Source organism: Streptomyces sp. NPDC031049, assembly GCF_055571015.1.
In genome coordinates this window covers 110,780-124,163 of record NZ_JBVIGC010000016.1, presented here as the reverse complement: position 1 = coordinate 124,163, position 13,384 = coordinate 110,780, and the positions used below count along the sequence as shown (strand labels likewise).

General features: G+C 71.9%; 11 protein-coding genes and 1 tRNA gene. 7 read left to right on the top strand and 5 right to left on the bottom strand.

The window, feature by feature from the left end; translation table 11 throughout:
• The first annotated feature begins 166 nt into the window (after window positions 1-166).
• The gene (locus ACZ45Q_RS25610) at window positions 167-592 is read left to right on the top strand and encodes a hypothetical protein (protein ID WP_468265526.1); all 426 of its coding nucleotides are present in this window, start codon (window positions 167-169) and stop codon (window positions 590-592) included.
• A 471-nt stretch (window positions 593-1,063) separates the two neighbouring features.
• Here the strand turns inward: ACZ45Q_RS25610 and ACZ45Q_RS25605 are convergent, their stop codons facing one another.
• A complete protein-coding gene (locus tag ACZ45Q_RS25605) occupies window positions 1,064-2,452 on the bottom strand; it encodes a cystathionine beta-synthase (protein ID WP_468265422.1) in 1,389 nt (462 codons plus the stop codon).
• Between the two features lie 183 nt (window positions 2,453-2,635).
• On the opposite strand from ACZ45Q_RS25605, the gene ACZ45Q_RS25600 reads away from it, so the two are divergent.
• The 3 genes from ACZ45Q_RS25600 (at window position 2,636) to ACZ45Q_RS25590 (ending at window position 6,221) form a co-directional block, all read left to right on the top strand.
• The gene (locus ACZ45Q_RS25600) at window positions 2,636-3,658 is read left to right on the top strand and encodes an SGNH/GDSL hydrolase family protein (protein ID WP_468265420.1); all 1,023 of its coding nucleotides are present in this window, start codon (window positions 2,636-2,638) and stop codon (window positions 3,656-3,658) included.
• 234 nt (window positions 3,659-3,892) lie between these two features.
• On the top strand, window positions 3,893-5,113 hold the full coding sequence (locus tag ACZ45Q_RS25595) for an acetyl-CoA C-acetyltransferase (protein WP_468265418.1): 1,221 nt from the start codon (window positions 3,893-3,895) through the stop codon (window positions 5,111-5,113).
• Window positions 5,114-5,444: 331 nt separating this feature from the next.
• A complete protein-coding gene (locus tag ACZ45Q_RS25590; RefSeq protein ID WP_468265416.1) occupies window positions 5,445-6,221 on the top strand; it encodes a hypothetical protein in 777 nt (258 codons plus the stop codon).
• Between the two features lie 27 nt (window positions 6,222-6,248).
• Here ACZ45Q_RS25590 and ACZ45Q_RS25585 read toward each other — a convergent pair whose 3' ends face one another.
• Window positions 6,249-6,560, bottom strand: coding sequence for a hypothetical protein (locus ACZ45Q_RS25585; RefSeq protein ID WP_468265414.1), 312 nt, complete (start codon window positions 6,558-6,560; stop codon window positions 6,249-6,251).
• Between the two features lie 102 nt (window positions 6,561-6,662).
• Between ACZ45Q_RS25585 and ACZ45Q_RS25580 the strand changes: the two genes are divergently transcribed.
• Window positions 6,663-6,890 carry a DUF4287 domain-containing protein gene (locus tag ACZ45Q_RS25580; protein WP_468265412.1) on the top strand — a complete coding sequence of 76 codons (228 nt, stop codon included), beginning with the start codon at window positions 6,663-6,665 and terminating at the stop codon, window positions 6,888-6,890.
• A gap of 89 nt (window positions 6,891-6,979) precedes the next feature.
• Here ACZ45Q_RS25580 and ACZ45Q_RS25575 read toward each other — a convergent pair whose 3' ends face one another.
• The 3 genes from ACZ45Q_RS25575 to ACZ45Q_RS25565 all read right to left on the bottom strand — a co-directional run bounded on the left by ACZ45Q_RS25575 (window position 6,980) and on the right by ACZ45Q_RS25565 (window position 9,519).
• Entirely contained in the window at window positions 6,980-7,888 is a 909-nt protein-coding gene (locus tag ACZ45Q_RS25575) for a Bax inhibitor-1/YccA family protein (protein ID WP_468265410.1), read from the bottom strand.
• Between the two features lie 111 nt (window positions 7,889-7,999).
• Window positions 8,000-9,217 (bottom strand): 4-hydroxybenzoate 3-monooxygenase, encoded by a 1,218-nt coding sequence (locus ACZ45Q_RS25570; RefSeq protein WP_468265408.1) that lies wholly within the window; start codon window positions 9,215-9,217, stop codon window positions 8,000-8,002.
• A gap of 218 nt (window positions 9,218-9,435) precedes the next feature.
• A tRNA-Leu gene (locus ACZ45Q_RS25565) sits at window positions 9,436-9,519 on the bottom strand.
• A 466-nt stretch (window positions 9,520-9,985) separates the two neighbouring features.
• Between ACZ45Q_RS25565 and ACZ45Q_RS25560 the strand changes: the two genes are divergently transcribed.
• Window positions 9,986-10,720 carry an ABC transporter ATP-binding protein gene (locus ACZ45Q_RS25560; protein WP_468265524.1) on the top strand — a complete coding sequence of 245 codons (735 nt, stop codon included), beginning with the start codon at window positions 9,986-9,988 and terminating at the stop codon, window positions 10,718-10,720.
• Between the two features lie 68 nt (window positions 10,721-10,788).
• On the top strand, window positions 10,789-13,317 hold the full coding sequence (locus ACZ45Q_RS25555; RefSeq protein WP_468265406.1) for an ABC transporter permease: 2,529 nt from the start codon (window positions 10,789-10,791) through the stop codon (window positions 13,315-13,317).
• Window positions 13,318-13,384 lie beyond the last annotated feature (67 nt).

Below are 13,384 nucleotides of genomic sequence, written 5' to 3'. Positions count from 1 at the left end.
TCGCTCCGTCGCCTCGCCACGGCCAGCCTATTCACGGTCCGGAAACCCTGCATACCGTTATACAGCCGGGGGCGCCCGCCCCGCCCGGCGATCCCCCCGCCGGAAACGGGGGCTAGCCCCAGTGCCGGTCGGCCGCCGGCTGCCTACCGTGGGCCGTATGACCGGAATGGACGCGCGGGACGCCGACCTGAAGAAGGAACTCGACGCCACCCTCCAGGCCCGCAGGGAGCTGGGCGAGGAGTACGAGTCCGCCCTGGTCGACTCGTTCCTGGAGAAGGTCGACCAGCGTATCGACGGCGCGGTGGAGCGCCGGATGCGCCGGCAGCTCGCCGAGCAGCGGATGCGGACGGCCCGGGACTCCCGTTCGCCGAGGGCGACGGACTCCTGGGGGGAGAGGTTCGGCTTCGGCATCGTCTCCCTGGTGCTCGCCGTCCCCCTGTCGGCGATCGGCGCCGGGACCGCCCACCTCCCCGGGCTCCTGGTCGCCTGGGCCGGCATCGTCGGCGTCAACGTCGTGCAGCTGGCCCGCACCGACCCGGGACTGTTCCGGCGCCGGCCGCGCGGCGAACGGGACGGTGACCGGGAGGACTGAGGGCCGCCGCCCCCACCGCCCCGGTCGCCCTCGTCGTCCTCCTCGCCCTCGCCGCCCTCGAAGGAGTCCGAGCGCGCGTACCGCACGCGGAAAGCCGAGCGCGGGGACCGCCGCACCCCCGTTGCCGGGGGGCGGGACGACGGCGGTCCCCGCGAGGGACGCGGGGCCGGGCCCGAGGGCCGGGCGGGCGCGTCCGTGGCGTCCAGGGAGGTCCGGGAGCCGCTCCGGAGGTCCATGACGCCGTACGGTGCCGGAAGGGGGGCGGGGAGCCGCTCCCGCGGCCCCTGCCGACAACCCCACTGTGGCGGACCGGTGTTAAGCGTGTGCTGCGCGAACGTGTCGCGCACGTACCACTTCCGCGAAGTCGGCACCCCGCCCACGGACGCCCGGGCGCGGGCCTCGGCCCCGGCCGTTCACCCGGAGTTCGGGCCGGGGCCCTGCCGGCCCCCGGCCCGTCCGCTCACGTGCCGCTCACTTGCCGCTCTTGGCGAGGAAGGCCAGCAGGTCCTGACGGCTCACCACACCGGTCGGCTTGCCCTCGACGAGCACGATCGCCGCGTCGGCCCGGCCGAGCACCGCCATCAGGTCCGCGACCGGCTCACCGGAGCCGACCTGCGGCAGCGGGGCGGACATGTGCTTCTCCAGCGGGTCCTCCAGCGAGGCCCGCTTGGCGAACAGCGCGTCCAGCAGCTCCCGCTCCACGACCGAGCCGACGACCTCGGCGGCCATCACGTCCGGGTGGCCGGCGCCCGGCTTGACGATCGGCATCTGGGAGACGCCGTACTCGCGCAGCACCTCGATGGCCTCGCCGACCGTCTCGTCCGGGTGCATGTGGACCAGGGACGGGATGGCGCCGCCCTCCTTGTCGTCCAGCACGTCGGCGACGCGGGCGCTGGGACCGGCGTCCTCCAGGAAGCCGTAGTCGGCCATCCACTCGTCGTTGAAGATCTTGCTGAGGTAGCCGCGCCCGCTGTCCGGCAGCAGCACGACCACCACGTCGTCCTCGGTGAGCCGCTCGGCGACCTCCAGCGCGGCGACGACCGCCATGCCGCAGGAGCCGCCCACCAGCAGGCCCTCCTCCTTGGCCAGCCGCCGCGTCATCTGGAAGGAGTCCTTGTCGGAGACGGCGACGATCTCGTCCGCGACGGTGCGGTCGTAGGCGGTCGGCCAGAAGTCCTCACCGACGCCCTCGACCAGGTACGGCCGTCCGGAGCCGCCGGAGTACACCGAGCCCTCGGGGTCGGCGCCGATCACCTTGACCCGGCCGTCGCTGGCCTCCTTCAGGTAGCGGCCGGTGCCGGAGATGGTGCCTCCGGTGCCGACGCCGGTGACGAAGTGGGTGATCTTCCCCTCCGTCTGCTCCCACAGCTCGGGGCCGGTCGAGTGGTAGTGGGAGAGGGGGTTGTTCGGGTTGGAGTACTGGTCGGGCTTCCAGGCGCCGGGCGTCTCCCGGACCAGCCGGTCAGAGACGTTGTAATAGGAGTCCGGGTGCTCGGGGGCCACCGCCGTGGGGCACACGACCACCTCGGCCCCGTACGCGCGCAGCACGTTGATCTTGTCGGTGGACACCTTGTCCGGGCAGACGAAGATGCACTTGTAGCCCTTCTGCTGGGCCACGATGGCGAGTCCCACGCCCGTGTTGCCGCTGGTCGGCTCGACGATGGTGCCGCCGGGCTTCAGCTCGCCGCTCTGCTCGGCGGCCTCGATCATGCGCAGGGCGATGCGGTCCTTCACCGAGCCGCCCGGGTTGAAGTACTCCACCTTGGCCAGGACGGTCGCCCTGATGCCCTTGGTCACGCTGTTGAGCCGCACCAGCGGGGTGTTGCCGACGAGGCTGATCATCGAGTCGTGGAATTGCACCGTTGTCTCCGGATGCCGCGAAAGATGTGGTCGAAAGAAATGGAGTGATGTTCCGCCAGCCAGCCTATGGCCTGCCGGGGTCCAGCGGCCCCGTGACGGTCGTTCACCCTCCGTCGAGATTGGACGACGGTCCGTACGGGGCAAGCACCTGGTGTACGGCTCGTGAGGAGGTGGCGGCGACGCATGACGAGCATGGCGAGGGCGAGGGTGGCCCGGCGGATCGCGGCCGGCGCGGCTTACGGCGGCGGTGGCATCGGTCTGGCGGGCGCGGCCACGGTCGGTCTGCTGCTGGCCGAGGTGCAGCTGGCCAGGCGCCGGGTGGGCAACGGGGCGCCGGGACGGGTGCCGAACGCGGCGGGCCTGTACGGCGGCACGCTGCCGACGGCCGGTGAGCCGCCGCTGCGGCTGGCGATGCTGGGCGACTCCACGGCGGCCGGACAGGGCGTGCACCGGGCCGGGCAGACGCCGGGGGCGCTGCTGGCGTCGGGGCTCGCGGCGGTGGCGGAACGCCCGGTCCGGCTGGACTCCGTCGCGCTGCCGGGGGCCCGCTCGGACGACCTGGACCGCCAGGTGGGGCTGGTGCTGGCGGACCCCGCCCGGGTGCCCGACATCTGCGTCATCATGATCGGCGCCAACGACGTCACCCACCGCATGCCGGCCACCAGCTCGGTCCGTCACCTCTCGGCGGCGGTACGGCGGCTGCGCACGGCCGGCGCGGAGGTCGTCGTCGGCACCTGTCCCGACCTGGGCACCATCGAGCCGGTGCGGCAGCCGCTGCGCTGGCTGGCCCGGCGGGTGTCCCGGCAGCTGGCGGCGGCGCAGACGATCGGGGTCGTGGAACAGGGCGGGCGCACGGTGTCGCTGGGCGATCTGCTCGGCCCGGAGTTCGCACAGAACCCGCGGGCGATGTTCGGGCCCGACAACTACCACCCCTCCGCCGAGGGCTACGCCACCGCGGCGATGGCGGTGCTGCCGACGGTCTGCGCGGCGCTCGGCCTGTGGCCGGAGGAGGAGCGCCCCGACGTCACCCGCCACGAGGGCTTCCTGCCGGTCGCCCGTGCCGCGGTGGAGGCCGCGTCCGACGCCGGCACGGAGGTCGCGGCGGCGGCACCGACGGGGGCGCGGGGGCCGTGGGCCCTGCTCAAGCGCCGGCGGCGGCGCAGGGTGGCGGAGCCGGACCCGGCCCCCGCGGCGCCGTCCGTATGACCTCACCCTGCGCCGGTGCGGGCCTCGCCGGGGGCTGCGCCCCCAGACCCCCGCTTCGGCCTGGACGGCCTCGCCCTCAAAGGCCGGACGGGCTGAGTACCCACACCCTCACATCGAAAAGCAAGCGCTTAGACACTTGCGGCACATGTCACATCGCCACACCCGTGACCCAGGCCATACGTCCCGGTAACTTCCCAAGCAGCCCCGACCCTCGCAATCGCCTCTGGAGCCGTGATGCCCGAAGCCGTGATCGTCTCTGCTGCCCGCTCCCCCATCGGCCGCGCTTTCAAGGGCTCCTTGAAGGACCTGCGCCCGGACGACCTGGCCGCGACCATCATCCAGGCCGCCCTCGCCAAGGTGCCGGAGCTGGACCCGAAGGACATCGACGACCTGATGCTCGGCTGCGGCCTGCCCGGCGGCGAGCAGGGCCACAACCTCGGCCGGGTCGTCGCCGTGCAGATGGGCATGGACCACCTGCCCGGCTGCACCGTCACCCGGTACTGCTCCTCGTCCCTGCAGACCTCCCGCATGGCCCTGCACGCCATCAAGGCCGGTGAGGGCGACGTCTTCGTCTCGGCCGGCGTCGAGATGGTCTCCCGCTACACCAAGGGCAACTCCGACACCCTCCCGGACACGCACAACCCGCTGTTCGCCGAGGCCGAGGCGCGTACCGCCGCGGTCGCCGAGCAGGAGGGCACCACCTGGCACGACCCGCGCGAGGACGGCCTGCTGCCCGACCCCTACATCGCCATGGGCCAGACCGCCGAGAACCTGGCGCGCTGGAAGGGCGTCACCCGCCAGGAGATGGACGAGTTCGGCGTCCGCTCGCAGAACCTCGCCGAGGAGGCCATCAAGAACGGCTTCTGGGAGCGCGAGATCACCCCGGTCACGCTGCCCGACGGCACGGTGATCTCCAAGGACGACGGCCCCCGCCCCGGCGTCACGATGGAGGGCGTCGCGGGCCTGAAGCCGGTCTTCCGCCCCGACGGCCTGGTCACCGCCGGCAACTGCTGCCCGCTCAACGACGGCGCCGCGGCCCTGGTCGTCATGAGCGACACCAAGGCCCGCGAGCTGGGCCTGACCCCGCTGGCCCGGATCGTCTCCACCGGCGTCTCCGGACTCTCCCCGGAGATCATGGGCCTGGGCCCCGTCGAGGCGAGCAAGCAGGCGCTGTCCCGCGCCGGGCTGACCATCGGCGACATCGACCTGGTCGAGATCAACGAGGCCTTCGCCGCCCAGGTCATCCCCTCCTACCAGGACCTCGGCATCCCGCTGGAGAAGCTGAACGTCAACGGCGGCGCCATCGCCGTCGGCCACCCGTTCGGCATGACCGGCGCCCGGATCACCACCACGCTCATCAACTCCCTCCAGTGGCACGACAAGCAGTTCGGCCTGGAGACGATGTGCGTGGGCGGCGGCCAGGGCATGGCCATGGTCATCGAGCGCCTGAGCTGACCGGCGGGTCGCGGCCGGCCGGGGCGGCACCCCGGCGGCCGTGACCGCAGGCCCGCTGAAAGACCGTCGGTAGCGCCGGGGAGACCCTGTGTGACATACGGCCCGGAACCCGCTGTGCGCCAGGGGTCCGGGCCGTTTTGTGACCCAATCTCCCCCAGGATGTGACCTATCTCCCTGTCGCAGAGATCGACGCAGGTCAGCCCGGCCCCACCGGCCCCTGCCGGGCCCAAAGTCCTGTCCGCTTCGTGACGTTACGCACTGACAGCGGGTTAGTCCGCCCTTCAAGCTGATGTAGGAAGTCGGGGGTCGACTTTGAACCGGGAGTACGTCAGTGAGCGCACCACAGATCGCCCTGCTGCTCACCACGGCCGCCACCGGCGCCGTGGGCGTCGCCGTCCTGCGCAGCATCCTGGTGCTGCGCCGCCAGGTCGCGGCCCTGCGCACCGAGCTGGCCGAGAGCCGCGCGGCCGGGTCGGCGCGGGTCCCCGCCGCCCGCACCGCCGACGCCGAGGAGATACGCGCCGCGGTCGCCGAGGCGCTGGCCGAGGAGCGGGAACGGGAGCTGGCCGAGGCGCGCGCCTTCTGGGCCGCCCAGGAGGCGCGGGACGCCTCCGACGCCCCGCTGCTGCTGGGCCTGCCGGACAGTGAGCTGTTCCTGCCCCGGCCGGCCGACCTGGCGGGCCTGGAGTCGGTGACGGAGCCCGGCGCGGACGCCGACGAGCCCTCCGGTGAGTCCGCCGAGCTGGCCGCGGCCCGCCGCCGGCACCCCTCGCACCCGGACTTCGTCCCCCATCCGTCACCCGCCGTCAACGACCACGAGCGCACCGTCGCCACGCTGGAGGAGCTGGCCGCCGGCCGGGTCGGGCTGACGGACGTGCGCCCGGGCCCGCTGGGCACCCTGGACGTCTACGTCTTCGCCGACGGTACGACGCTGTGCATGACCCCGGGCCACCGCGAGACCGCCGAGCGCCTGTCCGCCGCCCTGCGCGCCGGTGACACGCCGGTGCTGCTGGGCGGGTCCGGTGTCTCGGGGGCGTACGCGCTGACCTTCGCCTGCGGCGAGGAGAGCGTCTACATCCTGGCGGACCGCGTCATCGCGTCGCTGTAGCCGGCGTCCGCATCGCGCGCCGGGGGTTCACACCCCGGCGCGTTTCTGTGCGTCCGCCACCAGGCGTACGGCGTCCTGGAGCTCGGATTCGCTCCGCAGTACGAGCGCCAGGTCGTGCGCGGCGACGGTGACCTGGTCGGCGGCGGCGAACATCCCCGCGTCGGGCATCTGCCGCGGCTCGCGGTCGGGCCGCTCCGCGAGCTGGGCGCGACGGGCCAGTTCCCTGGCCAGCTCCAGCGCCTCGGCCGCCGCCCCGCGCTGGAGGCGGCTCTGCGGGGCGGCCCGCAGACGATCGGCGAACTGGTCCACCGCACGGGTCAGGGGCGTCGTATCAACCACGGCGTGAGCGTACGCGGATGTGCGGGACTGTTGCCAACGGGCGAACGCTCAGGCACGGTGACCTGAAGGACCGGCTTACATCCCATGCGTCCGGAGGCGCCGATGTCCCACGTCCTCTCCGAGGAGACCCATCGCAATCTGCTCGCCCGCATCCCCCACTGCACCGGTCGTGAGATCTCCGACTGGCTGCGCACCGTCGAAGAGGGCCCCGCTCTCCGCTTCGAGGAGAAGGTCAGCTGGCTCCGCCACGAATACGACCTCGCCTACGGCCACGCCAAGGCGATCATTCACGAGTACGACCTGAGGAGGGCCGCGCGCAAGCTGCTCTAGGCGCGCGCCGGCAGGAAGACGAAGGGCCCCGGGAGGAACCCGGGGCCCTTTCACGCTTCCGCGCCGGCGGATGCCGGCCCGGGCGTGCGTCAGTCGCTGCTGTTGAGGATCGAGATGAGCCTCAGGAACTCGAGGTAGATCCACACCAGCGTCAGGGTGAGACCGAAGGCCGCGAGCCAGGCCTCCTCCCGCGGGGCGCCGTAGGCGAGGCCGTCCTCGACCTGCTTGAAGTCCAGGGCGAGGAAGCAGGCACCGAGGATGATGCCGATGACACCGAAGACGATGCCGAGGGCACCGCTGCGGAAGCCGAGGCCGTCACCGCCGCCGAAGACGGCGAACAGCAGGTTCACCGCCATCAGCAGGACGAAGCCCAGCGCGGCGGCCATCACGAAGCCGTAGAAGCGGCGGTTGACGCGGATCCAGCCCGCCTTGTACGCCACCAGCACGGCGGCGAAGACCGCCATCGTGCCGATCACGGCCTGCATGGCCGCGCCACTGGCGATGTGGGTGTCCACGACGTTCGACACGACGCCGAGGAAGACGCCCTCGAGCGCCGCGTACGTCAGGATCAGCGCGGGCGAGGCCTTGCGCTTGAAGGACTGGACGAGCGCCAGGACCATGCCGATCAGCGCGGCGCCGATCGCGATGCCGTACGACCGCCCGAGGTTGGCCTCGTCCACCGGCAGCAGCGCCCAGGAGAGCGCCGCGGTGACGATGAGCAGGCCGAGGGTGGTGGCGGTGCGCATGACGACGTCGTCCATCGTCATCCGGCCGGGGGCGGCCGGCGCCTGCGGCGGCGCGCCGTGCTGCACGTCCTGCTGGGCGTACGGGTTCTGCGCGTACGGGTTCTGCGCGTACGGGTTGCCGGTGGGCTGCGCGTACGGGTTGGCCTGCGTGGCGACGGCGGGTCCCCCGGCCTGCGGCGCGGTGTTGAAGCCCGCGTAGCCGTTGTCGCGGCTGAACCCCCGTCGCGAGAAGACCGGGTTCGTGCTCCTCATTTCACTCCTCCATGGCCGCACTGCGCGGCCTTGGCTCAAGAGTAATAGAACGGCAAAGGATTGACCCTAGTGCTTGGGGAGGATCTTTCCCTCGTGCTGCTGGCCAACACGCTACGCCGCTCCGTGATTCCCCTCACGGCGGGGCCCGGCTCCACCGTCGAACGGGAATCCGGTGTAGGCCTCGGCGAGGTCGGTCTCGGCGGCGCGCGAGGAGGCGATGCGGTGCAGGCGGGCGACCTGGAGGCGGTCGTCGAAGCCGGTGGCGTCGGGGGCGCGGTGCAGCAGGGTGGTCATGTCGTACGAGAACCGCTCGGCCTGCCAGACGCGGCGCAGGCAGGCCGCGGAGTAGGCGTCGAGCAGCTCCTCGGAGCCGGTGTCCCGCCGGTGGGTGAGCGCCCGGGCGAAGGTGACGACGTCGCCGACGGCGAGGTTCAGGCCCTTGGCGCCGGTGGGCGGCACGATGTGGGCGGCGTCACCGGCGAGGAAGAGCCGTCCGTGGCGCATGGGCTCGTGGACGTAGGAGCGCATCGGGGTGACCGACTTCTGGGTGATCGGTCCGCGCTCCAGCCGCCAGTCGTCGTCCGTCTCGAAGCGGCGGTCCAGCTCGGCCCAGATCTCCTCGTCGCTCCACCGGTCGGCGTCGGTGTCCGCGGGCACCTGGAGGTAGAGGCGGGAGACGGACGGGGAGCGCATGGAGAGCAGGGCGAAGCCGCGGTCGTGCCGGGCGTAGACCAGCTCGTCGTGCGAGGGGGCGACGTCGGCGAGGATGCCGAGCCAGCCGAACGGGTACGTGCGTTCGAAGGTGCGGACGAGACCGGCGGGGACCGCCTTGCGGGCGACGCCCCAGAAGCCGTCGCAGCCGACGACGTAGTCGCACTCCAGCACGTCCTCCGCGCCCGCGTGGCGGAAGCGGACCCGCGGGCGGTCGGTCCCGGCGTCCTCGACGGCCAGCGCCTCCGCCTCGAACAGCAGCGGGCCGCCCTCCGCGAGCTGGAGGGCGATGAGGTCCTTGCAGACCTCGGTCTGGGCGTAGACCGTCACCGACCGGCCGCCGGTGAGGGCGGGGAAGGCGATGCGGTGGCGTGTGCGGTCGAAGCGCAGCTCGATGCCGTCGTGGCGCAGGCCCTCCCGGTCCATCCGCTCCCCGGCGCCGGCCGCGCGGAGCACGTCCACGGTCCCCTGCTCCAGGATCCCGGCGCGCTGCCGGCGCTCGACGTAGGCGCGGTCGCGGCTCTCCAGGACGACCGAGTCGATTCCGGCGTTGTGGAGCAGCCGGGCGAGGAGCAGGCCGGCGGGGCCGGCTCCGATGATCCCGACGGTGGTGCGCATCGGTCGTTCCCTTCGGTTGGCGTCGTTGCCGTGCACGTGGGCTTCGCAGAGGACTCTTCGCCTCACTGTTCGTGTGGTGAAATTTCCTTCACCAAGGTCGGACGTGAGTCTCTTGCCGTGCGCGCCCGCTGTCAACGGGTCCGCGGCAGGAAGGGATGAGGGAGGGAAGGACGGCAGGAAGCCACGCCGGGAAGAGGAGGCCGACGGCGACGTGAAAGTGCCCGGAGCCGGACTTGAACCGGCACGCCCGCGAAGGGGCAGCGAGGTTTAAGCTCGCCGTGTCTGCATTCCACCATCCGGGCAGGCCATGGGCTCCGCGTCGAGGTCCCGAGCCTATCGGGACGCACCTGTCGAACACCGGCGCGAGGGCCCGATGTTGTCTTATTTTATTGATGTCTGAGGGAGCATCAGCAACGCGTGCGCCCCTTCAGCTCCTGCCGACAGCCTTGCGTGCGACGGACGCCCACGCGTACGGAATGACGGAATTTCACCGTCGCGACCAGGGCGTACGACCCGTTCTCACCCGCCCGGCGGACATCGCCGCTGTCGGGGTCGCCCGTCCTCCCCAGGTATGACACGCGCTCCTCGAGTCCGACCCGAGTCGCCCTCGGGAACGGGAACTGCGGCTGACTCCACGGCGCCCGGCGGCCGGGACGATGGATGACGTCCCGAACACACCGTCGTCCCGACAGGAGCACCCGTCCCGTGACCACCGCATCCTCCCCCGACCTCCGTCCGGGCGGACACCCGGCCGACCGGTCCACCGCCGTGGCCGCGCGCGCCACGGAGCTGTCCAAGATCTACGGCCAGGGCGAGACCCAGGTGGTCGCCCTCGACCGGGTCTCCGTCGACTTCCCGCGCGCCCGGTTCACCGCGATCATGGGCCCGTCCGGCTCCGGCAAGTCCACGCTGATGCACTGCGTGGCCGGCCTGGACACCTTCTCCTCCGGTTCGGTGCGCATCGGCGACACCGAGCTGGGCTCCCTGAAGGACAAGCAGCTGACCAAGCTGCGCCGGGACAAGATCGGCTTCATCTTCCAGGCGTTCAACCTGCTGCCGACCCTGACGGCCCTGGAGAACATCACCCTCCCGATGGACATCGCGGGCCGCAGGCCCGACAAGCAGTGGCTGGACACCGTGATCCAGATGGTGGGGCTGTCCGGGCGGCTCGGCCACCGTCCCGCGCAGCTCTCGGGCGGCCAGCAGCAGCGGGTGGCCGTCGCGCGGGCGCTTGCCTCCAAGCCGGAGATCATCTTCGGTGACGAGCCGACCGGCAACCTCGACTCCCGCTCGGGCGCCGAGGTGCTGGGCTTCCTGCGCAACTCGGTACGGGAGCTGGGCCAGACCGTGGTGATGGTGACCCACGACCCGGTGGCCGCCGCCTACGCGGACCGGGTGGTCTTCCTCGCGGACGGACGGATCGTCGACGAGCTGAACGGACCGACGGCCGACACCGTCCTGGACCGCATGAAGCGGTTCGACGCCAAGGGCCGCACCAGCTGACACGCCCTCGCCCCCTGCCAGTTCCCCGTACGTCCCCTCGTACGTCCGTCCGGACAGAGAAGACCCCCATGTTCCGTACCGCCTTGCGCAACGTCCTCGCGCACAAGGCCAGGCTGTTGATGACCGTGCTCGCCGTGATGCTCGGCGTGGCGTTCGTCTCGGGCACCCTGGTCTTCACCAACACCATCTCCGACGCCTACCAGAACAGCTCCGCCAAGGGCTTCGACCAGGTCGACGTCGCCGTCACCCCGGACTACCAGGACGCCGAGGGCGACCGCGTCGGCAAGCAGCACGAGCTGACCGACGCCCTGCTGGACAAGAGCGCCGAGGTCCCCGGCGCCGCCTCCGCGATCGGCGTCGTACGCGGCTTCACCGCCGTCGCCGACAAGGACGGCAAGCTCATCGGCGACGGCTTCAGCACCCAGGGCGGCAACTACTGGGGCGACGATGACCCCCGGTACCCGCTGACCGAGGGCCGCGCCCCCAAGGGCGAGGGCGAGATCCTGATCGACTCCGAGACCGCCGAGCGCACCGGCTACCGGGTCGGCGACACCGTGCGGCTGTCGGTGGACGGCCCGGTGCTCACCCCGGAGATCACCGGCGTCTTCACCACCGACGACGGCAATGTCGCGGCGGGCGGCAGCCTCGCCCTGTTCGACACGGAGACCGCGCAGCGGCTGTTCGGCAAGGCGGGCACGTACGACGAGATCGACGTCAAGGCGAAGGACGGCGTCAGCCAGGCCGCGCTCAAGGCCGAGCTGGACAAGGCGCTGCCCAAGGGCGTCGTGGAGACCACCACCGGTGAGCGGCTCGCCGACGACCAGGCGGAGGCGATCGCCTCGTCGATGAGCGGGATGAAGCAGGGCCTGCTGGTCTTCGCCGGCATCGCGCTGTTCGTCGGCACCTTCATCATCGCCAACACCTTCACCATGCTGGTCGCCCAGCGCACCAAGGAGCTGGCGCTGCTGCGCGCGGTCGGCGCCTCCCGCCGGCAGGTCACCCGCTCGGTGCTGATCGAGGCGTTCGTGGTCGGCGCGGTCGCCGCCGTGACCGGCCTGGTCGCCGGCATCGGCATCGGCGCCGGGCTGCGCTCCCTGATGGGCGCCCTGGACGCGCCCGTGCCCGACGGGCCGCTGGTCGTCACCCCGGGCACGGTCGTCGCCGCCCTCGCGGTCGGCGTCCTGGTCACCATGCTGGCGGCGTGGCTGCCCGGCCGCCGCGCGGCGAAGATCCCGCCGGTGGCGGCGATGAGCAGCCTGCACGCCAAGGCGACCACCAAGTCCCTGGTGCTGCGCAACACCATCGGCGCGCTGTTCTCCGCGGCCGGCGTCGCCGTCGTTCTCGCGGCGACCACGATGGGCGGCACCGACGGACAGGCCCCGATGGGTCTCGGCGCCGTGCTGCTGATCATCGGCGTGTTCGTGCTGACGCCGCTGCTGTCCCGCCCGCTGATCGCCGCCGCGGCGCCGGCGCTGCGCGCGTTCGGCGTATCCGGCAAGCTGGCCCGGCAGAACTCGGTGCGCAACCCGCGCCGTACCGCCGCCACCGCCTCGGCGCTGATGATCGGCCTCACCCTGATCACCGGCATGACGGTGATGGCGGGCAGCCTTCAGAAGTCGATCGACAAGATGGCGTCGTCGGCGATCGAGGCCGACTACGTGGTCTCCATGGCGAACTACAACCCGCTGTCGCCGGACGTCGCCGAGAAGCTCCGGCGGGTCGACGGGGTCACCGCCACCAGCCCGCTGCGCAACGCGCCCTCCCGGATCGGCGGCGAGACCGAGTACCTCACCGGCGTCGACGGCTCCACCATCGGCGAGCTGACCGACCTGCCGGTCGACTCGGGCAGCTTCGCGGTCGGCGGCACGGACGTGGTCGTGGACGACACCACCGCGAAGGAGCACGGCTGGAAGGCCGGTTCCGCCTTCACCGTCGCCTACGAGGACGGCGAGAAGCAGAAGCTGACGGTCGCCGGGATCTACCAGGGCAACGAGATGATCCGCGGCATCATGCTCGACACCGCCACCCTCGCCCCGCACCAGCCGGACCCGGTCGACATGCAGGTCATGGTGAAGACCTCCGGCGGCGCCTCCGAGGCGACGAAGGACCGGCTGGTCGAGGCCCTCGGCACCAACCCGGCCATCAAGATCCAGGACAAGAAGGACATCTCCCAGGAGATCGCGCAGATGTTCACGCTGATGCTGAACATGCTCTACGGCCTGCTGGCCATGGCGGTGATCGTGGCCGTCCTCGGTGTCATCAACACCCTGGCCATGTCGGTCTTCGAGCGCTCCCAGGAGATCGGGATGCTGCGGGCGATCGGCCTGGACCGCCGGGGCATCAAGCGGATGGTCCGCCTGGAGTCGCTGGTGATCTCCCTGTTCGGCGGCGTGCTGGGCATCGGGCTCGGCGTGTTCTTCGGCTGGGCGGCCGGTGAGCTGATGGGCTCCGCGCTGGCGACGTACGAGCTGGTGCTGCCGTGGGGGCGGATGGCGCTCTTCCTGGCCCTGGCCGCGGCGGTCGGCGTCCTGGCGGCGCTGTGGCCGGCCCGGCGGGCGGCACGGCTGAACATGCTGACGGCCATCAAGACCGAGTAGCCCGGTCAGGCGTACGACGACGAGGGCCCCGTTCCCTTCCGGCCCCTGCCGGGAGGAGACGGGGCCC

Excerpts from the sequence above, each read along its gene's own strand:
- ACZ45Q_RS25575 (WP_468265410.1), bottom strand. The coding sequence starts at position 7,888 with ATGAGGAGCACGAACCCGGTCTTCTCGCGACGGGGGTTCAGCCGCGAC.
- ACZ45Q_RS25570 (WP_468265408.1), bottom strand. The coding sequence starts at position 9,217 with ATGCGCACCACCGTCGGGATCATCGGAGCCGGCCCCGCCGGCCTGCTC.
- ACZ45Q_RS25610 (WP_468265526.1), top strand. The coding sequence starts at position 167 with ATGGACGCGCGGGACGCCGACCTGAAGAAGGAACTCGACGCCACCCTC.
- ACZ45Q_RS25555 (WP_468265406.1), top strand. The coding sequence starts at position 10,789 with ATGTTCCGTACCGCCTTGCGCAACGTCCTCGCGCACAAGGCCAGGCTG.
- ACZ45Q_RS25580 (WP_468265412.1), top strand. The coding sequence starts at position 6,663 with ATGTCCCACGTCCTCTCCGAGGAGACCCATCGCAATCTGCTCGCCCGC.
- ACZ45Q_RS25600 (WP_468265420.1), top strand. The coding sequence starts at position 2,636 with ATGACGAGCATGGCGAGGGCGAGGGTGGCCCGGCGGATCGCGGCCGGC.
- ACZ45Q_RS25595 (WP_468265418.1), top strand. The coding sequence starts at position 3,893 with ATGCCCGAAGCCGTGATCGTCTCTGCTGCCCGCTCCCCCATCGGCCGC.